Annotated in this window: 19 protein-coding genes; 5 read left to right on the top strand and 14 right to left on the bottom strand. The window is 62.3% G+C overall.

Annotated elements, in window-relative coordinates; all coding sequences use genetic code 11:
- Position 1: 1 nt before the first annotated feature.
- Entirely contained in the window at positions 2–1,096 is a 1,095-nt protein-coding gene (locus M1E16_RS17185; protein WP_458127957.1) for a DNA alkylation repair protein, read from the bottom strand.
- 273 nt (positions 1,097–1,369) lie between these two features.
- Here M1E16_RS17185 and M1E16_RS17180 point away from each other — a divergent pair, with 273 nt between their 5' ends.
- On the top strand, positions 1,370–1,678 hold the full coding sequence (locus M1E16_RS17180) for an RcnB family protein (protein ID WP_458127956.1): 309 nt from the start codon (positions 1,370–1,372) through the stop codon (positions 1,676–1,678).
- Between the two features lie 4 nt (positions 1,679–1,682).
- Here M1E16_RS17180 and M1E16_RS17175 read toward each other — a convergent pair whose 3' ends face one another.
- A complete protein-coding gene (locus tag M1E16_RS17175; RefSeq protein WP_305500309.1) occupies positions 1,683–2,006 on the bottom strand; it encodes a protealysin inhibitor emfourin in 324 nt (107 codons plus the stop codon).
- A complete protein-coding gene (locus tag M1E16_RS17170) occupies positions 2,003–3,067 on the bottom strand; it encodes a M4 family metallopeptidase (RefSeq protein WP_458127955.1) in 1,065 nt (354 codons plus the stop codon). Before M1E16_RS17170 ends, M1E16_RS17175 begins: the two co-directional genes overlap by 4 nt.
- 140 nt (positions 3,068–3,207) lie before the next feature.
- Here M1E16_RS17170 and M1E16_RS17165 point away from each other — a divergent pair, with 140 nt between their 5' ends.
- Entirely contained in the window at positions 3,208–3,549 is a 342-nt protein-coding gene (locus tag M1E16_RS17165) for an FKBP-type peptidyl-prolyl cis-trans isomerase (RefSeq protein WP_434697428.1), read from the top strand.
- Positions 3,550–3,564: 15 nt separating this feature from the next.
- Here M1E16_RS17165 and M1E16_RS17160 read toward each other — a convergent pair whose 3' ends face one another.
- Complete coding sequence (locus tag M1E16_RS17160) at positions 3,565–4,683, bottom strand: cytochrome P450 (protein WP_458127954.1); 1,119 nt, start codon at positions 4,681–4,683, stop codon at positions 3,565–3,567.
- Positions 4,684–4,765: 82 nt separating this feature from the next.
- Here M1E16_RS17160 and M1E16_RS17155 point away from each other — a divergent pair, with 82 nt between their 5' ends.
- Entirely contained in the window at positions 4,766–5,521 is a 756-nt protein-coding gene (locus M1E16_RS17155; protein ID WP_458127953.1) for an ArsR/SmtB family transcription factor, read from the top strand.
- A 197-nt stretch (positions 5,522–5,718) separates the two neighbouring features.
- On the opposite strand, the gene M1E16_RS17150 is transcribed toward M1E16_RS17155, so the two are convergent.
- The 5 genes from M1E16_RS17150 to M1E16_RS17130 all read right to left on the bottom strand — a co-directional run bounded on the left by M1E16_RS17150 (position 5,719) and on the right by M1E16_RS17130 (position 12,016).
- The gene (locus tag M1E16_RS17150) at positions 5,719–6,738 is read right to left on the bottom strand and encodes a branched-chain amino acid aminotransferase (RefSeq protein WP_305500317.1); all 1,020 of its coding nucleotides are present in this window, start codon (positions 6,736–6,738) and stop codon (positions 5,719–5,721) included.
- A gap of 301 nt (positions 6,739–7,039) precedes the next feature.
- Positions 7,040–8,422 (bottom strand): dihydrolipoyl dehydrogenase, encoded by a 1,383-nt coding sequence (gene lpdA / locus M1E16_RS17145; RefSeq protein WP_458127952.1) that lies wholly within the window; start codon positions 8,420–8,422, stop codon positions 7,040–7,042.
- A 17-nt stretch (positions 8,423–8,439) separates the two neighbouring features.
- Positions 8,440–9,720, bottom strand: a complete 1,281-nt coding sequence (locus M1E16_RS17140) for a dihydrolipoamide acetyltransferase family protein (protein ID WP_458127951.1) — start codon at positions 9,718–9,720, stop codon at positions 8,440–8,442.
- Entirely contained in the window at positions 9,721–10,779 is a 1,059-nt protein-coding gene (locus M1E16_RS17135) for an alpha-ketoacid dehydrogenase subunit beta (RefSeq protein ID WP_305500321.1), read from the bottom strand.
- Between the two features lies 1 nt (position 10,780).
- Positions 10,781–12,016: a 3-methyl-2-oxobutanoate dehydrogenase (2-methylpropanoyl-transferring) subunit alpha gene (locus tag M1E16_RS17130; protein ID WP_305500323.1), complete on the bottom strand. Its 1,236-nt coding sequence runs from the start codon at positions 12,014–12,016 to the stop codon at positions 10,781–10,783.
- A 194-nt stretch (positions 12,017–12,210) separates the two neighbouring features.
- Between M1E16_RS17130 and bkdR the strand changes: the two genes are divergently transcribed.
- The gene (gene bkdR / locus M1E16_RS17125; RefSeq protein WP_003202929.1) at positions 12,211–12,699 is read left to right on the top strand and encodes a Bkd operon transcriptional regulator BkdR; all 489 of its coding nucleotides are present in this window, start codon (positions 12,211–12,213) and stop codon (positions 12,697–12,699) included.
- Between the two features lie 280 nt (positions 12,700–12,979).
- Here bkdR and M1E16_RS17120 read toward each other — a convergent pair whose 3' ends face one another.
- On the bottom strand, positions 12,980–13,843 hold the full coding sequence (locus M1E16_RS17120; protein ID WP_458127950.1) for an MBL fold metallo-hydrolase: 864 nt from the start codon (positions 13,841–13,843) through the stop codon (positions 12,980–12,982).
- A 207-nt stretch (positions 13,844–14,050) separates the two neighbouring features.
- On the opposite strand from M1E16_RS17120, the gene M1E16_RS17115 reads away from it, so the two are divergent.
- Positions 14,051–14,851: a sulfite exporter TauE/SafE family protein gene (locus M1E16_RS17115; RefSeq protein WP_458127949.1), complete on the top strand. Its 801-nt coding sequence runs from the start codon at positions 14,051–14,053 to the stop codon at positions 14,849–14,851.
- 149 nt (positions 14,852–15,000) lie between these two features.
- On the opposite strand, the gene M1E16_RS17110 is transcribed toward M1E16_RS17115, so the two are convergent.
- From M1E16_RS17110 to M1E16_RS17095, 4 genes are all read right to left on the bottom strand, one after another.
- The gene (locus M1E16_RS17110) at positions 15,001–15,870 is read right to left on the bottom strand and encodes an aldose 1-epimerase (protein WP_458127948.1); all 870 of its coding nucleotides are present in this window, start codon (positions 15,868–15,870) and stop codon (positions 15,001–15,003) included.
- Between the two features lie 159 nt (positions 15,871–16,029).
- Positions 16,030–17,310: a TRAP transporter large permease gene (locus M1E16_RS17105; protein ID WP_434672303.1), complete on the bottom strand. Its 1,281-nt coding sequence runs from the start codon at positions 17,308–17,310 to the stop codon at positions 16,030–16,032.
- Entirely contained in the window at positions 17,310–17,837 is a 528-nt protein-coding gene (locus M1E16_RS17100) for a TRAP transporter small permease (RefSeq protein ID WP_434573453.1), read from the bottom strand. The genes M1E16_RS17105 and M1E16_RS17100 overlap by 1 nt, the downstream gene beginning before the upstream one ends.
- 76 nt (positions 17,838–17,913) lie before the next feature.
- On the bottom strand, positions 17,914–18,882 hold the full coding sequence (locus M1E16_RS17095; protein WP_434697439.1) for a TRAP transporter substrate-binding protein: 969 nt from the start codon (positions 18,880–18,882) through the stop codon (positions 17,914–17,916).
- Between the last annotated feature and the right edge of the window lie 43 nt (positions 18,883–18,925).

The raw sequence follows: 18,925 nt of genomic DNA, 5'->3' as shown, positions 1-18,925 counted from the left end.
CTCAGGGAACGATGTCGAACGCGGTACTGCCCAGCCGTTCGCCATTGATCAGCAGATGGACCGCATGCCGGCCCGCGTAGTGCCGGCGGGTGGTCAGCTCGCGAATCTGCTGGGAACGGCTGAGGCTGGCAGAAGCCAGGGCGGGCAGGTCGAAGGTCTTCAGCTTGAACACTTTGGCTGACGTGCCGCCGGATGCTTTCACATAGTCGATCGCGTAATCGATCACCAGGCGCTGGCTTTGTCCGGCCGTGGACTGCACCTTGAACGACAAGGTGATGGGCTCGCCCAGGCGAATCACCGCTGGCGTCACTTGCAGCTCGGAAACTTCCACCTGCGCCCTGGCGCCCGCGCCGATAACCGCCAGTGCCCGCAGATTGCCTTGCTTGATCAGGCTGCGCAGGGCGTGTCGGGCAATCCATGCGCTATGGCGATCATTCAATGGCCAGCCTTCGATCCGCTCCAGAACCCAATCGGGATGCTGCTTGGTCACGTCGTTCAGGTGATTGGCGACGGATTTGCGTACGTACAGGCTGTCGTCGGCCTTGAGCGCATCAAGGATTCCGGCGGCGAGTTCCGGGTTGGCCTGGATCGGCTCCAGGTGAAACGACCAAGGCAAGCGCGGCCGGCAGCCTTCGCTGGCCAGGCGGCGGACGTGCTCGTTGGCGTCCAGCGCCCAGTCATGCATGACCCCGAGGGTGCGCGTCAGGTCGTCGCGCAGGAAATGCCGCACGGCAAACTCAGCGGAGCCAAACCGAGTGAAATACTTGAGCGCGTCCATCGACAGCTCGAAGGTGTGCCGACCGTAGGAGGCGACATAGTGCGGCAGGAACATGCTGACGAACATGCTGTTCACACGCGGGGCCACGGCCCGCAGCACCTCCAGCGAGGCTTCGTAACTCAGCGGCAGGACCTCATGCAGGCACTCGCTGACCCGCGCCATGCGCTGCATGACCGACAATTCGGCCAATCCGTCGTTGGCCAGGTTCAAGAACGCCTTGGCATCGAAGGCCGGGTACACCGCGCGCATTTCGCTGGCGATGTGTTCAAGGCGCGCGGCGTTGAAGATTTCCTTGAGGGCGGGGGAAGAAGAGGTCATGGCGAGGTCCGTGGTCCAGGAGTTCGCCACTATGCCATGGCGGACCCGTGGCGAGGGAGCTTGCTCCCGCTCGGCCGGTCCGACGCCTCGGGCGCAGCAGTCGTAAGCGCGGTAAATGCAATGTCATTGAACGACCGCGCCGTCTGGATTGGGGCTGCTACGCAACCCAGCGGGAGCAAGCTCCCTCGCCACGGGGATGCGGTTCATGGAAAAAGGAATGATTCGCCGCCAGTGCAGTCCCAGATTCAGTACCTTGAATAACTGGAGTTTTTTATGCGTAAACCAACCTTGATCGCCAGACTGGTCCTGATCGCCGGCCTCGGAGCCTTTGGGCCCGTTGCGCAAGCGGTCGAGAAAACCGGAGACGCCCTTGAGCATTCGCCGAGCAATGGCCGCCGGCTGGTGGAAAATGACCGGGTACCGGCAGACTATCAGCGCGCGGACAGGGCCATGAAGGACTGGAAGCAGAAGAAACTCGAGCAGCCGACCGACGAGCAGCAATGGGTGCAGATCGACGACAAGTACCTGCTGATCGAAACCGTGTCCGGCGCCATCGTCAAGATCGTTCCCGCCACGCGCTAGACCCTCAGAGTACCTCGCCCTTGTCCCACAGGTGGACCAACTCGCCAGGTGCCCGGTCCTCGGGCACCTGCAGCACCATCTCGTCATCCTGGTCGTTCGCCCGATAACGTACCTCGATCTGGAAATACCGCTGGTCGCCCCGACCCGGCGTGGAGGACGTGAGCGGCAGGCAGCCCTCCAGCACCGAGCAGATACGCGAGCGCTGGTTGATATCGCACTGGGCGAATTCTATTTCCCGGGGGCGGGTCAGGGCATGGATGGCCGCCACGCCACCTTGGCGTGACAGCTTGACCACGGCTTTATCATCAAGGTCTGGAAGGGTTTTCATCCGTTCTCCTCGTTCAGGTCGACGCCTACCTGCGCCCAGCCATCCTGCACCGCTTGCACTTCCCGCTCACCGAAACGCTGGCGGGCATGCTCGACGGTCAGGCGGGCGAACGCACTGAAGGAGGCGTCGTTGGCCAGTTGTCTGTCGCACAAAGTGTCATACCAGATTCGCCCGGCCTTTTCCCAGGCAAATCCGCCCAGGGTTGTTGCCACCAGATAAAAGGCCCGGTTGGGAATGCCGGAATTGATGTGCACGCCGCCGTTGTCTTCACGGGTAATGACGAACTCGCGCATATGCCCGGGTTGCGGGTCCTTGCCCAGCAGCGGGTCATCGTAGGCGGTGCCAGGGTTGGACATGCTGCGCAGGCCGTCGCCGTTGATCCTGTCGGTGAGCAGGTCGGCGCCGATCAGCCAGTCGGCCTGGTCGGCGGTCTGGCCCAATACGAATTGCTTGACCAACACGCCGAACACGTCGGAGATCGACTCGTTCAACGCCCCGGACTGGTTGGCATAGATCAGGCCGGCTTCGCTTTCGGTGACGCCATGGGCCAGTTCATGGGCCACCACGTCCAGGGAGCGGGTGAAACGCTGGAAGATCTCGCCATCACCGTCACCGAACACCATCTGCGCGCCGTTCCAGAAGGCATTTTCATAACCTTGGCCGTAATGCACGCTGCCGACCAGGGCAAAACCCTTGTTATCGATGGAATCGCGCCCGAGCACTTTCCAGAAAAACTCATAGGTGGCGCCGAGGGCGTCATACGCTTCGTCCACCGCCGGGTCGCCGCTGGCCGCCTGGCCTTCCAGGCGTACCGGCTGGCCGGGCAACTCCATGGTGTTCTGCGCGTCGTGCACGCTGCGCTGTGGATGACCGGCCTTGCCGGGTCTGGGCAGTTTCGCCGCGGCGGGTGGATTGCTCGGCGGGCCAGGGTTGTGGCGCAGATTCTTGACGTGGGTAAGGGTGCCCAAGGCGCTGGAACGTTGCTGTTCGGAGCCATGGGCAATGATGCGATTGAGGATATAAGGCGGAATGAAACCGTGGAGCGGACGAGAGTCGATCATCAGAAGGTCCTTATCTGAAAATGCAGGGTCGATACCCATGTGAACCGAAGTGGCCGTTGCGGTTCCCCTTTGCCGCAAAAGGTTGCCTGTCGCGCGGATTTCTGCGAAAACCCGCGCCTGGATCACACGGGAATAACGCCATGAATGAAGAGCTGCAAATCATCGACCTGGAACCGGGCGACGGCAAAAGCGTAGTCAAAGGAGCGCTGATTACCACTCAATATCGCGGCACCCTCGAGGACGGCACCGAGTTCGATTCGTCCTACAGTCGTGGCAAGCCCTTTCAATGCGTGATCGGCACCGGTCGCGTGATCAAGGGCTGGGATATCGGCCTGATGGGGATGAAAGTCGGCGGCAAGCGCAAGCTGCTGGTGCCGGCCCATCTGGCCTATGGTGAGCGCTCCATGGGCGCTCACATCAAGCCCAACAGCAACCTGGTTTTTGAAATCGAGCTGCTGGAAGTGCTGACCCGCGACGATTGATGGCGCCTTTTTTTATCACCGATTGCTGAACAGCGGGATGCGCCCGTTGACCGAGGGGCGATAGCACCAGCTCAACCGATCCAGGCGTGGATTGCGCTCAAGGATTGTTTCCACGGTGGCCCGAGCGATGTTCATGGCCAAGTCTTGGCCAGGGCATTCATGGCGGCCGCTGCCAAAGCTGAAACTGCGGCGGTTGGCGCGAGCCAGCAGCAAGGCGTCCGGTTGCGGGTTGAGCTGCGGGTCGCGGTTGGCTGAAGCCAGCAGGACCAGTACCACATCTCCCGGTTCTAGCGCAGTGCCAAGGATTTCGCAGGGCATGGCGATGAAGCGTCGAGTGTTCTGCACCGCCGGGTCGAAGCGCTGCACTTCAGCCAGCAACGCGCCGATCTGTTTGGGATCGTCCCGAACTTGCTGATGTAAAGCGGGGTCGCGAGCTAACGCCAATAGTCCATTGCCGATCAAGCCCGCCGTGGCTTCGTAGGTTTGCGAGAGCAGGCCGATCAGGTTGGCGATCCGGCTGTCCGGGGCGGCGCCTTCGAAGCCCTGGCACATGAGGCTCAACAAGGGGATGTCCTGTGCCTCGATCCGTTCCTGGAAAAGGCTCATCAACTGCTCGCTGGCCCGGTGCGCGGCTTCAAGCTGCTTCACCTGGCTCAGGGGTGACAGGCAGGCGACGAAGTCTGCGGTCAATTCGCTGATCAGGCGGCTCTCCGCCGGGTTGAAACCCAGCAATGCCGCCACCACGCTGGCCGGTCCGACGAACTGCGCCTGGTGCAGACCTGCGGCGCCCTCCCTGAGCAAGCGTGCCCTGACCAATGCCTCGACCTGGCGCGGATCGATGTCCTGCAACCGCGGCGCAATCGCCGCCCTCGGACAGCGCTGCCGTTCGCCTTCGTTCATGCGCATCAGGTGTGCGAACACTTGGCCGGCGGGGCCATCGGCAATTGCCTTGGGCACCGGCTCGTCAGCAGGGCGCACATGGCAATCGGGATGATGCAGTACCGCGCACACCGCCTCGGCGCTGCTGGCGACCCAGAGTTTCAGATGCGCGTCGAAACCGAATCCTCCGTTGGCTCGCAGGCTGGCGTAGTAAGGGTAGGGATCAGCGTGAGTCGCGGCAGTGATCGGGTCCATGAAGCGCAGCCTCGTTCGTGGTGGAGAAAGTGTTGCTACTATCTCCAGTCGATGCATGGCTTGATTCGTCCGGGAGCGAAATATGAACGCAGAACACCATGACATGGGCGTGTCCCAGGTGGCCGCAGCGATTGCCGAACCGGCCCGCACCCGAATGCTCTGCGCGCTGATGGACGGCCACGCCCGCACCAGCACGGAGTTGGCGGCGATTGCCGAGGTCAGCGCTTCCACCGCGAGTGCGCACTTGGCGAAGCTCAAGGACCTCGCCTTGGTGCGTTTGCACGTCCAGGGGCGCCATCGTTACTACAGCCTCGCCGACCAGCGCGTAGCCGAGGCTCTGGAGGCGTTGATGATGATTGGCCAGGGCGCCAGGCCGACCTTCACGCCGCGCACGCCGGATCGCCTGCAGTTCGCCCGCACTTGCTACGACCACATGGCCGGTACGCTGGCGGTGCGGCTGCATGATCGCTTGCTGGAAGCCGGGTGGCTGGTGGAGGTGGAAGGGCGGGGCTATCGGCTCAGTGAATCCGGCGAAGTGCTGTTTGAAGGGCTAGGCATGGACGTTTCTACGCTGATGATTCAACGACGCCGGTTCGCCTGCCCGTGCCTGGACTGGAGCATGCGCCGACCGCATCTGGGCGGTGCCTTGGGCGCGGCGTTGCTGCAACTGGCGATCAAGCGCAAATGGGTACGGCAGGACCTGGACAGCCGGGCCCTGACATTGACGGCCTGCGGACGCAGGGAAATGGCGGGGCGGTTCGGGGTCAATGCGGAAGTCGATGTCGTACCCACAGGCGCCATCGCGAGCAAGCTCGCTCCCACAGTGGATTTGAGGTGAATCCAGGATTTCTGACACCGGCAATCCCTGTGGGAGCGAGCCTGCTCGCGAAGGGGCCTGCACATTGAACATATCTGCAAGCTGACCCACCGCTTTCGCGAGCAGGCTCGCTCCCACAGTGGATTTGAGGTGAATCCAGGATTTCTGGACACCGGTAATCCCTGTGGGAGCGAGCCTTTGCTACCGAGGTGTCTGGGTCAGACTTTGACGATCCAGCCCGCGGGTGCTTCCACGTCGCCGGTCTGTACGCCGGTCAGCTCTTTGTAGAGCTTCTGGGTGATCGGGCCGACTTCGGTTTCGCTGTGGAACACATGCAGCTTGTCCTTGTAGCTGATACCACCGATCGGCGTGATCACGGCTGCGGTACCGCAGGCGCCGGCTTCCTTGAACTCCGACAGCTTGTCGATGAACACGTCGCCTTCGATCACTTCCAGGCCCAGGCGCGATTTGGCCAGTTCGATCAGCGACAGGCGGGTGATGCCCGGCAATACCGAAGGGGAGTTGGGGGTGATGAATTTGTTGTCGTGGGTGATGCCGAAGAAGTTGGCCGAGCCGACTTCCTCGATTTTCGAATGGGTCAGCGGGTCCAGGTAGATGCAGTCGGCGAAACTGGCCTTCTTGGCCTGCGAGCCGGGCATCAGGCTGGCGGCGTAGTTGCCACCGACCTTGGCCGCGCCGGTGCCTTGCGGGGCCGCGCGGTCGAAGCTGGAGATCAGGAAGTTGTGCGGGGTCAGGCCGCCCTTGAAATAAGCGCCGACCGGGATGCAGAAAATCGAGAAGATAAACTCGGGCGCGGTGCGCACGCCGATGTTGTCACCCACGCCGATCACGAACGGGCGCAGGTACAGCGCACCGCCGGTGCCATACGGCGGGATGAAGCGCTCGTTGGCGCGGACCACTTGCTTGCAGGCTTCGACGAACTGCTCGGTGTCGACATGTGGCATCAGCAGGCGCGCGCAGCTGCGTTGCATGCGGGCGGCGTTCTGGTCCGGGCGGAACAGGTTGATCGAACCGTCCTTGCAACGATAGGCCTTCAGGCCTTCGAAGCATTGCTGGCCGTAGTGCAGGGCAGTGGAACCCTCGCTAATGTGCAGCACATTGTCGTCGGTCAGGGTGCCCGCATCCCAGGCGCCGTCGCGCCAGTGCGACAGATAGCGCTTGTCGGTCTTGATGTAGTCAAAGCCCAGTTTGTCCCAATTGATGCTCTCGTTACCCATGACACCCTCTATTTCCTGACAACCGTCGAAACGGTTCAAGGCTTCTGACGTTTTTTAATGGGGACAACAATACTTCATTCCGGGGGTGTTTCGCAGCCTGAGAGATAGGCAACAGGCAGATTTTCTGTCGAGTCCCCGTGGCGAGGGAGCTTGCTCCCGCTCGGCTGCGAAGCAGTCGTAATCCGGTCAACGCGGTGTGACTGAATGATCCCGTCGCTTGGATTGGGGGCCGCTTCGCGGCCCAGCGGGAGCAAGCTCCCTCGCCACAGGTGAAACTCATGCCTACAGATGCGCTACACGTCTAGAGATGCAACGCATGCCCCAATGCCCGCAACGCCGCTTCCTGCACGGCCTCGCCCAGCGTCGGGTGGGCGTGGATGGTGCCGGCGATGTCTTCCAGCCGCGCGCCCATCTCCAGGGATTGGCCAAACGCCGTGGACAGCTCCGACACGCCGACACCGACCGCTTGCCAACCGATAATCAGATGATTGTCCCGGCGCGCCACGACCCGGACGAAACCGCTTTTCGATTCCAGAGTCATGGCCCGGCCATTGGCGGCGAACGGGAAGCTCGACACGATGCAATCGACTTCGGCGGCCTTGGCCTCGTCCGGCGTCTTGCCGACCACGACCACCTCCGGATCGGTGAAGCACACTGCCGCGATGGCCATCGGGTTGAATTCCCGATGCTCGCCGGCAATCAGCTCGGCGACCATTTCGCCCTGGGCCATGGCCCGGTGGGCTAGCATCGGTTCGCCGCTCAGGTCACCGATGGCCCAGACATTGCGCATGCTGGTCTGGCACCGGTTGTCGATTTTCAGCGCCGAGCCGTTCATCGCAAGGTCCAGCGCTTCGAGGTTCCAGCCCTGGGTGTTGGGTTTGCGTCCGACCGCCACCAGCACGCGGTCGGTCTCCAGGTTCAGCGTGTCGCCGTTGGGATCGCGCACTTGCAAGGTGCTGGCCTGGGCATCGAAGCCTTCGACGCTGTGCTTGAGGTACAGCTTCACGCCCAGTTGCTTGAGCGCCTCGTGCACCGGTTGCGTCAGCTCGCCGTCGTAGGCCGGCAGGACCCGCTCTTGGGCCTCGACCACGCTCACGTCGGCGCCGAGCTTGCGATAGGCGATTCCCAGCTCCAGGCCGATGTAGCCGCCGCCGACCACCACCAGATGCTTGGGCACCGAGGTGGGGGCGAGGGCTTCGGTCGACGAGATGACCGGCCCGCCAATCGGCAGCATCGGCAGCTCGACACTTTTCGAACCGGTGGCCAGCAGCAGGTGTTCGCACTGGATGCGGGTGTCACCGACTTCAACGGTCTTGCCATCGATCACCTTGGCCCAGCCGTGAATGACCTGGACCTTGTGCTTTTTCAGCAACGCCGCGACGCCGGTGGTCAGGCGATCGACGATGCCATCCTTCCATTCCACACTCTTGCCGATGTCCAGGCTCGGCGCCGCCACGGTGATGCCCAAGGCCGAGCCCTGGCTGTGATGGCGGGTCTGGTGGAACTGCTCGGCGACATGGATCAACGCTTTGGACGGAATGCAGCCGATGTTCAGGCAAGTCCCGCCCAACGCCTGGCCTTCCACCAGGATCGTTTCAATGCCCAGTTGGCCGGCGCGGATCGCCGCCACGTAACCGCCAGGACCGCCGCCGATGATCAGCAGTTTGGTGTTCAAAGTTTGCATGCCTGCTCCATTGATGATTAGTCCACAAACAAAGTGGCGGGTTGTTCGAGCAGGCCACGCAGGGCCTGGATGAATTGCGCCGCGTCCATGCCGTCGACCACCCTGTGATCGAAGGAACTGGAGAGGTTCATCATCTTGCGGATCACGATCTGGCCCTTGATCACCACGGGCCGCTCGACGATTTTGTTGACGCCGACGATCGCCACTTCAGGCAGGTTCAGCACCGGCGTGCTGACGATGCCCCCCAACGCGCCAAGGCTGGTCAGGGTGATGGTCGAGCCGGACAATTCGTCGCGACTGGCCTTGCCGTTGCGGGCCGCTGTCGCCAGGCGCGAGATTTCCGTCGCGCTGTCCCACAGGCTGCGGGCCTCGGCGTGGCGTACCACCGGCACCATCAGGCCGACGTCGCTCTGAGTGGCGACGCCGACATGCACGGCGCCGGAGCGGTGAATGACCTGGGCTTCATCATCGTAACGGGCGTTCATTTGCGGGAAATCCCGCAGCGCCACGACCAAGGCGCGCACGAGGAACGGCAGCAACGTCAACTTGCCGCGACTGGCGCCGTGTTTTTCATTCAGGTGAACACGCAATTCTTCCAGGGCGGTGACGTCGATTTCCTCGACGTAGCTGAAATGGGCGGCGCGCTGGGTGGCTTCCTGCATGCGCTGGGCGATCTTGCGGCGCATGCCGATCACCGGGATCTGCTGTTCGTCGTGACGTTCGGCATAACCCGAACCGCCCTTGGCCTGGGACGACGGGCCCTGGGCCAGATAAGCCTCCAGGTCTTCATGCAGAATTCGCCCGGCGGGGCCGCTGCCCTGGACCAGACGCAGCTGGATACCCAGGTCTAGCGCGTGTTTGCGCACGGCCGGCGAGGCTAGCGGGCGCTCGTCGGGTTCACGGGCCACCGGCGCCTGTGCCGCTTGGGCCGGGCGGGGAGCGGCGACGGGTTTTTCCGTCACAGGCTCGGGTCTGGAAGCCTGTTCAGGCTTCGCGACGGGCTCAGGCTTGGCCACCGGTGCCGCCGATTGCGCCGATTCCTTCAGGTTGCCGGCGCCTTCCACTTCAATGCGGATCAGCTCGCTGCCCACTGCCATGACCTCACCCGGCTCACCACCGAGGGCAATGACCCGGCCATGCACCGGCGAAGGGATATCCACCATCGCCTTGTCAGTCATGACATCGGCCAACACCTGGTCCTCGACCACCATGTCGCCAACCTTGACGTGCCACACCGACAATTCAACTTCCGCGATGCCTTCGCCGATGTCCGGCATCTTGATAACGTGCGTGCCCATTCAGACCTCCATGACCCGTTTCAACGCCGCGCCCACACGGGACGGCCCAGGGAAATACGCCCACTCCTGCGCGTGCGGGTAGGGGGTGTCCCAACCGGTGACACGCTCGATGGGCGCTTCCAGATGGTGGAAGCAATGTTCTTGCACCAGCGACACCAGCTCGGCGCCGAAACCGCAGGTGCGGGTGGCTTCGTGGACCACCACGCAACGGCCGGTCTTCTTCACGGATTTGACGATGGTGTCCAGGTCCAGCGGCCACAGGCTGCGCAGGTCGATGACTTCGGCGTCGATCCCGGTTTCTTCGGCTGCTACCTGGGAGACGTAGACCGTGGTGCCGTAGGTGAGCACCGTCACGTCCTTGCCCGGACGGGTGATGGCGGCGACGTCCAGCGGCACGGTGTAGTAGCCGTCGGGCACTTGCGCCTGCGGGTGTTTGGACCACGGCGTTACCGGGCGGTCATGGTGACCGTCGAACGGGCCGTTATACAGGCGCTTGGGTTCAAGGAAGATCACCGGGTCATCGTTTTCGATGGAGGCGATCAGCAAGCCCTTGGCGTCGTAGGGGTTGGACGGCATGACGGTGCGCAGCCCGCAGACCTGGGTAAACATCGCCTCGATGCTCTGACTGTGGGTCTGGCCGCCATAGATGCCGCCGCCGCAGGGCATGCGCAGGGTCATCGGTGCGGTGAACTCGCCGGCCGAGCGATAGCGCAGGCGCGCGGCTTCGGAAATGATCTGGTCCGACGCCGGGTAGACGTAGTCGGCGAACTGGATCTCGGCCACCGGCCGCAGCCCATAGGCGCCCATGCCCACGGCCACGCCGACGATGCCGCTTTCGGAAATCGGCGCGTCGAATACCCGCGAGGTGCCGTACTTGTTCTGCAGGCCTTCGGTGCAGCGGAACACGCCGCCGAAATAACCGACGTCCTGGCCGAACACTACGACGTTGTCGTCGCGCTCGAGCATCACGTCCATGGCCGAGCGCAGCGCCTGGATCATGGTCATGGTGGTAGTGGTCATGGCGGTGTCCAACGCAATATTGTTGTTGTGATCGTTCATGTCAGATCCCCAACTGCTGACGCTGGCGCTTCAAATGCTCCGGCATCTCTTTGTAGACGTCCTCGAACATGGTCGCGGCGCTCGGAATCTGCCCGCCGGCGAGGGTGCCGTACTGCTCGGCTTCTTTCTGCGCGGCGATCACCTCGGCTTCGAGTTCGGCGGTGACGGCGGCGTGTTCCTCTTCGGACCACTGGCCGATCTTCACCAGGTGCTGCTTGAGGCGCGCGATCGGGTCGCCCAACGGGAAGTGGCTCCAGTCATCGGCGGGGCGGTATTTCGAAGGATCGTCAGATGTGGAGTGCGGGCCGGCGCGGTAGGTGACCCATTCGATCAGGGCCGGGCCGAGGTTGCGGCGAGCCCGTTCGGCGGCCCAGCGCGACGCGGCGTAGACGGCGATGAAATCGTTGCCATCGACCCGCAGCGAGGCGATGCCGCAGCCAACGCCGCGTCCGGCGAAAGTAGTCGCTTCACCGCCGGCAATCGCCTGGAAAGTGGAAATCGCCCACTGGTTGTTGACCACGTTGAGGATCACCGGGGCGCGGTAGACGTGGGCGAAGGTAAGGGCGGTGTGGAAGTCCGATTCGGCGGTGGCGCCGTCGCCGATCCAGGCCGAGGCGATCTTGGTGTCGCCCTTGATCGCCGAGGCCATGCCCCAGCCCACGCCCTGGATGAACTGGGTGGCGAGGTTGCCGGAAATGGTGAAGAAACCGGCGTCCTTGACCGAATACATGATCGGCAACTGCCGGCCCTTGAGCGGATCGCGCTCGTTGGACAACAGTTGGCAGATCAGGTCCACCAGCGGCACGTCGCGGGCCATGAGGATGCTTTGCTGGCGGTAGGTCGGGAAGCACATGTCGTCGATGTTCAGGGCCAGGGCCTGGGCGCTGCCGATGGCTTCCTCGCCAAGGCTCTGCATGTAGAACGACATCTTTTTCTGGCGCTGGGCGACGACCATGCGGTTGTCGTAGATGCGTGTCTTGAGCATGGCGCGCATGCCCTTGCGCAGAATCTCGACAGGGACATTCTCGGCCCACTCGCCCAAGGCGTTGCCTTGGTCGTCGAGCACGCGGATCAGGCTGCGCGCCAGGTCGGCGGTGTCGGCGGGTTCGACGTCGATGGGAGGTTTGCGCACCGTGCCGGCATCCGTCAGATGCAGGTAGGAGAAGTCGGTCTTGCAGCCGGGACGGCCCGAAGGTTCGGGGACGTGCAGGCGTAGCGGTTCGTACGCTGGGTTCATGGCTTTCTACGCTCGATCTTGTGAATTTCTTGTAGTGGGCGCGCTAGCTGACGAATTTCCCTGGGTAGGTGGGAAATTGTCCTACAACAATCATAGGCTCGACGTAGAAGAATTTTTTTCTCTGTTGGCTTGCTGTTTAGATGATTTGCAGATAAAAAATCTGCACAACGATAAGAAACAGGAAATTTTGTCTCATGCGCAAATTGGATCGCACCGACATCGGCATTCTCAACAGCCTTCAGGAAAACGCCCGCATCACCAATGCCGACCTTGCCCGTTCGGTCAACCTGTCGCCGACGCCGTGCTTCAATCGGGTCCGGGCGATGGAGGAGCTGGGAGTGATTCGCGAGCAGGTCACCCTGCTGGATGCCGACCTGCTGGGCCTGCACGTCAACGTGTTTATCCATGTCAGCCTGGAGAAACAGGTGGAAGAGGCGCTGCAGCATTTCGAAGAGGCGATCTCCGACCGGCCGGAAGTGATGGAGTGCTACCTGATGGCGGGCGACCCGGATTACCTGATCCGTGTGCTGGTGCCGACCATCCAGTCGCTGGAGCGGTTCATGATGGATTTCCTGACCAAAGTCCCCGGCGTGGCGAACATCCGCTCAAGCTTCGCCCTCAAGCAGGTGCGCTACAAGACCGCGTTGCCGCTGCCAGCCAATGGCTTGACCTTGGGCACCTGAAAGGCTGCGCCCCTCCTGTGGGAGCGAGCCTGCTCGCGAAGGGGCCGTCACATTCAACATCCTGCAAGCAGACGCACCGCATTCGCGAGCAGGCTCGCTCCCACATTGGATTTATGGTGTCGCCGGGTACTGTGATAACCGCCGATCCCTGTGGGAGCGAGCCTGCTCGCGAAGGCGTCGGCCCATTCAGCATCTGACAACCAGCAGACCCACCACCGTGGCGAGGGAGCTTGCTCCCGCTGGGCCGGTCCGACGCCTCGGGCGCAGCAGCCCCAAGCTGCTAAAGCTGATTGATCGGAATCTTCAGATAGGTCACGCCATTCCCCTCCGCCGGCGGCAGGTGGCCCGCCCGCACATTCACCTGGATCGCCGGCAACAGCAGCGTCGGCATGCCCAGGGTCTTGTCGCGCTGGGTGCGCATGGCCACGAACGCGGCCTCGTCGATGCCGTCGCGAACATGGATGTTGTGCTGGCGCTGCTCGCCCACGGTGCTCATGCACTGGGGCTCGCGGCCCTCCGGCGGGTAATCGTGGCAAACGTAGAGTCGAACGCCGGCAGGAAAGGCCAACAGCTTGCGGATCGAAGCGTAGAGCTGACAGGCATTGCCGCCAGGGAAGTCGCAGCGGGCAGTGCCCACGTCAGGCATGAATAGCGTGTCACCCACCAGGATCACATCGCCATCGATCAGGTAGGCCATGTCCGCCGGGGTGTGGCCGGGAACGTGCAGCGCGGTGGCCTTGAGGTTGCCGATAAAAAAAGATTCGTCGGCCGCGAACAGGTGGTCGAACTGTGAACCATCCACTGCAAATTGCGCTTCGAGATTGAACAGCGTCTTGAAGACACTCTGTACCTGATGGATGGATTCGCCGATGGCGATCTTGCCGCCCAGTTTTCCCCGCAGGTAAGGAGCGGCGGACAAGTGATCGGCATGGGCGTGGGTTTCCAGCAGCCATTGCACCGTCAACTGGTGTTCAGCCACGAAAGCGATCACCCGATCGGCCTGCTCCGTGCCGCTGCGGCCTGACGCCGGGTCGTAGTCGAGCACCGGGTCGACCACCGCACAGGACCCGCCAGCGTGTTCATAAACCACGTAGGTATAGGTCTTTGAAGCGGGGTCGAGGAAGCTTTGGATCTGCGCGGGCATGACAACGAACCTGTGCGGGAAGAACTCATGAAAGGGGCTGCTACGCGGCCCAGCGGGAGCAAGCTCCCTCGTCATAGACCAATCTATGAATAGCCAGTTGCAACGCTTGGGACTTACAACATATGGTCCGCAGCTTAAGTGAGGGCCACCGCGTCCTGCAAATGCGATCACGCCTGACAACAGGCGTGCGCGGCTTGAGAGACGGTTATGTTACTGGCAAGTTTTTTTGGTGTGATCATGGGCCTGATCCTTGGCCTGACGGGGGCGGGCGGCGGAATTCTGGCCGTGCCGGCGTTGGTGCTGGGCCTGGGTTGGAGCATGACCCAGGCCGCGCCGGTGGCGTTGTTTGCGGTGGGCAGCGCCGCAGCTGTCGGCGCCATCGATGGGTTGCGCCATGGGCTGGTGCGTTACCGCGCGGCCTTGCTCATCGCGCTGCTGGGCGCGGTGTTCTCGCCGGTGGGTGTCTATTTCGCCCACCAGCTTTCAGAAAAAATCCTGATGATTCTGTTCAGCCTGCTGATGGTGCTGGTGGCGGCGCGCATGCTGCGCCGAGAAACCCCGCAGCCGGGACCCAGCGACCACGGCGCGGCCAGTTGGGGCCAGAAGAACTGCATGCTGGATCAGCAGACCGGGCGCCTGGCCTGGACCGCCCGCTGCACCGCCACGCTGTCGGCGTTGGGCGCGGTCACGGGCATGGTTTCGGGCCTGCTGGGGGTGGGTGGCGGTTTCCTGATCGTCCCGGCGTTCAAGCAACTGACCGACGTGCAGATGCGCGGCATTGTCGCCACCTCCTTGATGGTCATCAGCCTGATTTCGTTGATCGGCGTGGTGGGCGCGTTTCATGCCGGGGTCAGCATCGACCGGGTAGGGGCGGCGTTCATTGCGGCGAGCATCGTCGGAATGACTTTGGGGCGACGCTTCTCGACGAAGGTTCCAGCGCGGGCGTTGCAGGTGGGGTTTGCCGGGGTGTGTCTGGCGGTGGCGGGGTTCATGTTGTTGCGGGCTTAGCGCAGGAGAAGGCTTTTGTGGCGAGGGAGCTTGCTCCCGCTCGGCTGCGAAGCAGACGCCAGGCTTGATAATGGATGGGCCTGCTTCGCCCGAGGCGTCGGACCGGGCCAGCGGGAGCAAGCTCCCTCGCCACGTAGATCGCGTGGTGCTTATAACTCCCGGCACTGCATCGAAAACCCCAACGCCACCGACTGCCCTTGCTCCAGCAAGCGCAACCCCGGCCGTCCTGGCAGGTGATGCGCGTTGACCGGATGGCTGACCGGTTCGATGCAGAAGAAATCCAGACCGACGGGGCAGTACAACAGGAAATATTCGCTGCCGCTGGCGCGACATTCCAGTTCATAACCCAGGTCCGGTTGCTGGATCAGGCATCGTCCGTTCCAGCCGCCGAAGCCGTTGTCGACGAGGGTGTCGGGCAATGACCGAAGTTGCTGGAAATCCCACTCCGAGGGAATATCCCTCAGTTCCGTTGGCAGTTTCGAGGCGTCGCACATCCAGACTTCGCTGGCACGGGTTTGCAGGCGAGTGCCGGCGGTGCGTGGCAAATACGGATGCAAGCCCAACCCATGCCAGGCAGCCTGTTCGGCCATGTGGGTGACGTGCAGGGCGATTTGCAGTTGGCCGCCGCTCAAGCGGATCCGCAGGCTGGCGCAATAAGCGAACGGGGTTTGGCTGTCCAACTGCAGCAAGACTTCCTGATCAGTTCGTTCGGTAATCTGCCAGGGCTGCTGCCAGGCGCTGCCATGGATCGGAAAGGGATCGTTGGGGCTGTTGGCTTCCAGGGCGAGCCAGCCGCCCGGGCAATCGAAACCGCCTTGGGCGATCCTGTTCGACCAGGGGATCAACGGAAAGCAGCCGAGCTTTCCCGGCAGGCGGTTTTCCAGTGCTTGCGGTGCGGGCGGGCGCAGCAGCGGAGCTCCGGTGCTGCGCAATGTCCATTCAACGAGACTGGCGCCAAGGTGCGGGGCCAGGGTGAGGCGGGTGAGTTCGTCTTCGAGATGAAGGAGAGGTGGTGTCATGGCGGCGTCTTTTTTGTAAGGGCTGAAAGCTTTTGTGGCGAGGGAGCTTGCTCCCGCTCGGCTGCGAAGCAGACGCCCCGATTGACACCGCAGGGGCCTGCTGCGCAGTCCAGCGGGAGCAAGCTCCCTCGCCACAAGAGGGCTTGTTCACTGTTGGGGTTACAACACCAGATTCGGCAGCCACAGCGAAATGGCAGGAACGTAGGTCACCAGCATCAGCACCAGGAACAGCATGGCGTAGAACGGCAGCAGCGCCTTCACGGTGCTTTCGATGCTCACCTTGCCGATGGCGGAACCGACGAACAGTACCGCGCCCACCGGCGGTGTGATCAGGCCGATACCCAGGTTCACCAGCATGATCATGCCGAACTGCACCGGGTCCACGCCGATGCCGACGATCACCGGCATCAGGATCGGCGTCAGGATCAGGATCAGCGGCGCCATGTCCATCACGGTGCCCAACAGCAGCAACATCACGTTGATGCACATCAGGATCACGTAGCGGTTGTCCGACAGTGTCAGGAACGCGGTGGTGATCTTCGCCGGAATCTCCATCAGCGTCATGATGTAGCCGAAGCTGGCGGCGAAGCCGATCAGGATCATCACGATGGAGATGGTGCGTACCGTACGGTGCATCAGTTTCGGCAACTCGCTCCACTTGTAGTCGCGATAGATGCACATGGTCACGAAGAACGCCCACACCACGGCAATCGCGGCCGATTCGGTGGCGGTGAACACACCCGAGAGAATGCCGCCAAGGATGATGAACAGGGTCATCATGCCCCACATGGCTTCCTTGCAGATCTTCAACGCTTGCTTGAGCGGAATCACTTCGCCCTTGGGGTAATTGCGCTTTTTCGCAAAAACCAGGCACAGCGCCATCAGGCACAGGTTCATCATGATGCCGGGGACGATGCCGGCCATGAACAGCGAACCAATGGAGACGGTGCCGCCAGCGGCGAGGGAGTACAGCACCGCGTTGTGGCTGGGCGGTGTCAGCAGCGCTTGTACCGAACCACTGACAGTGACGGCGGTGGCGTATTCACGCGGATAGCCCCGGCGTGTCATTTCCGGGATCAGCACCGAGCCGACCGAGGCGGTATCGGCCACCGAGGAGCCGGAGATCGCGCCAAAAAAACTCGAGGCCACGAGGTTGACCAAAGACAGGCCACCGCGCACGAAGCCTACCAACACACTGGCGAATGCCACCAAGCGGCGGGACATGCCGCCCTCGGCCATGATCGCGCCGGCCAGGACGAAGAACGGAATGGCCAGCAGCGAGAACTTGTTCACCCCGCCCGTTACCTGAATCATCATGGCCTGGAACGGAATATCGATCCACCATGCCCCGATCAGGGCGGCAGCGCCCAGCGCGTAGGCGACCGGCATGCCGATCAGGATCAACAGCAAAAAACTGCCCAGCAGAATCAGAGCGTCCATTAAACGGCACCTTCGTTTTCTTCAACCAGGTCGAACTGCACGACCCGACGCTTGCTTTGATCACCCAGCAAGAGTTTTTCCAGGACAAAAATAAGGGTCAGGAACCCACCGATCGGGATCGGCATGTAAGTGATGCCAACGCGCAGGGTAGGGATGGCGCTCATGAACTGGTTCCAGGTGGTCATGCACAGCTTGGCACCCCAGACAGTCATGAAAATGCATACCGCCGCCATCAACAGCTGGGTGAACACCGAAGCCAGGGTTTGCAAATGCGGGGGCATGCGGCTGGTGACCATGTCCACGGCCATGTGCGAGCCGGAGCGGTAGCTGGCAGCAGCACCAATGAAGGTAAATACGATCATCAGCAAGATCGCGGTGGGCTCCGGCCAGCTTGAGCCGGTGCCGAGGACGTAGCGGGCGAACACGCCCCAAGGGATCATCAGCGCAACGGCGAGGACAGACAGGCCGGCGACCCAGATGCAAGTCATGTAAATCGTGTCGTTGATACGCAGCAGCAAATTCTTCATCGGGTTCCACCGTAACCGGGCGCGCCTTTTAACCGCAGGCGCGCCCAGCCGTTTCATGAATACAGATTGAGAGGCCTTACTGGACAGCTTCGATGCGCTTGATCAGGTCGGCATACGGAGCACCGTACTTGGCCCGGACCGGCGCGGTGGCGTCGTAGAAAGGTTTCTTGTCGACGGTGATGAACTCGACGCCGGCGGCCTTGAGTTTTTCTTCACTGGCGGCGGACTTCTTGTCCCACAGCACGCGCTCTTCAGCCTGGGCAGCCTTGGCCGCTTTTTTCACCATGTCCTGCTGCTCTGGGGTGAGCTTGTTCCAGGTGATTTTCGACATCACGATCGGCTCAGGCAGGATCAGGTGACCGGTCAGGCTGTAGAACTTGGCGTTCTGGTAGTGGTTGTGCTCGAGCATGGTCGGCGGGTTGTTTTCCGCGCCGTCGATCACGCCGGTCTGCAAGGCGCTGAAGATCTCGCCAGTGTCCATCGCGATGCCGTTGCCGCCCATGGCGTTCATCATCTCAATGAACATCGGGTTGCCTTGGACGCGGATTTTCATGCCCTTGAGGTCTTCGGGCGTGCGCACCGGCTTCTTGGTGTAGAGGTTGCGGGTGCCGCCGTCCATCCATGCCAGGGCCACCAGGCCGAATTCGGAGTTGGTGATCCGGTCGAGGATCGCATCGCCGACCTCACCGTCGATGACGGCGCGCATGTGCGCCTGGTCGCGGAAGATGAATGGCATGTTGAACACGTTCACGTCCGGCACCACAGGGCCGACGATGCCCAGGCTGACGCGGGACATCTGGATCGCGCCGGCTTGCATCTGCTCGATGACTTCTTTTTCGGAACCCAGTACGCCACCCGGGAAAAACTTGAACTTCAGTTCGCCCTTGCTCTCTGCTTCGAGAGTTTTACCCATGGATTCCTCGGCGACTACGGTCGGGTAGCCCTTGGGGTGGATGTCGGCGATCTTGATATCGAGTGCGTGTGCCGCCTGCGCCAGGAAGGCCAGGGGCAGGGCCGCGATCAGAAGCGTGCGTTTGAAATTCATGGTCAATCTCCAGTGTTGTTGTTTTTATGTCTATCGATGTGAA

This window comes from Pseudomonas sp. Z2-11 (assembly GCF_054161305.1).
The sequence above is the reverse complement of the archived record's forward strand: the minus strand, read 5'-3'. Positions and strand labels throughout refer to the sequence as shown.

Excerpts from the sequence above, each read along its gene's own strand:
- M1E16_RS17165 (WP_434697428.1), top strand. The coding sequence starts at position 3,208 with ATGAATGAAGAGCTGCAAATCATCGACCTGGAACCGGGCGACGGCAAA.
- M1E16_RS17170 (WP_458127955.1), bottom strand. The coding sequence starts at position 3,067 with ATGATCGACTCTCGTCCGCTCCACGGTTTCATTCCGCCTTATATCCTC.
- bkdR (WP_003202929.1), top strand. The coding sequence starts at position 12,211 with ATGCGCAAATTGGATCGCACCGACATCGGCATTCTCAACAGCCTTCAG.
- M1E16_RS17150 (WP_305500317.1), bottom strand. The coding sequence starts at position 6,738 with ATGGGTAACGAGAGCATCAATTGGGACAAACTGGGCTTTGACTACATC.
- M1E16_RS17130 (WP_305500323.1), bottom strand. The coding sequence starts at position 12,016 with ATGAACCCAGCGTACGAACCGCTACGCCTGCACGTCCCCGAACCTTCG.
- M1E16_RS17155 (WP_458127953.1), top strand. The coding sequence starts at position 4,766 with ATGAACGCAGAACACCATGACATGGGCGTGTCCCAGGTGGCCGCAGCG.
- M1E16_RS17105 (WP_434672303.1), bottom strand. The coding sequence starts at position 17,310 with ATGGACGCTCTGATTCTGCTGGGCAGTTTTTTGCTGTTGATCCTGATC.
- M1E16_RS17140 (WP_458127951.1), bottom strand. The coding sequence starts at position 9,720 with ATGGGCACGCACGTTATCAAGATGCCGGACATCGGCGAAGGCATCGCG.
- M1E16_RS17175 (WP_305500309.1), bottom strand. The coding sequence starts at position 2,006 with ATGAAAACCCTTCCAGACCTTGATGATAAAGCCGTGGTCAAGCTGTCA.
- M1E16_RS17110 (WP_458127948.1), bottom strand. The coding sequence starts at position 15,870 with ATGACACCACCTCTCCTTCATCTCGAAGACGAACTCACCCGCCTCACC.
- M1E16_RS17180 (WP_458127956.1), top strand. The coding sequence starts at position 1,370 with ATGCGTAAACCAACCTTGATCGCCAGACTGGTCCTGATCGCCGGCCTC.
- lpdA (WP_458127952.1), bottom strand. The coding sequence starts at position 8,422 with ATGCAAACTTTGAACACCAAACTGCTGATCATCGGCGGCGGTCCTGGC.
- M1E16_RS17185 (WP_458127957.1), bottom strand. The coding sequence starts at position 1,096 with ATGACCTCTTCTTCCCCCGCCCTCAAGGAAATCTTCAACGCCGCGCGC.
- M1E16_RS17135 (WP_305500321.1), bottom strand. The coding sequence starts at position 10,779 with ATGAACGATCACAACAACAATATTGCGTTGGACACCGCCATGACCACT.
- M1E16_RS17100 (WP_434573453.1), bottom strand. The coding sequence starts at position 17,837 with ATGAAGAATTTGCTGCTGCGTATCAACGACACGATTTACATGACTTGC.
- M1E16_RS17095 (WP_434697439.1), bottom strand. The coding sequence starts at position 18,882 with ATGAATTTCAAACGCACGCTTCTGATCGCGGCCCTGCCCCTGGCCTTC.
- M1E16_RS17120 (WP_458127950.1), bottom strand. The coding sequence starts at position 13,843 with ATGCCCGCGCAGATCCAAAGCTTCCTCGACCCCGCTTCAAAGACCTAT.
- M1E16_RS17160 (WP_458127954.1), bottom strand. The coding sequence starts at position 4,683 with ATGGACCCGATCACTGCCGCGACTCACGCTGATCCCTACCCTTACTAC.
- M1E16_RS17115 (WP_458127949.1), top strand. The coding sequence starts at position 14,051 with ATGTTACTGGCAAGTTTTTTTGGTGTGATCATGGGCCTGATCCTTGGC.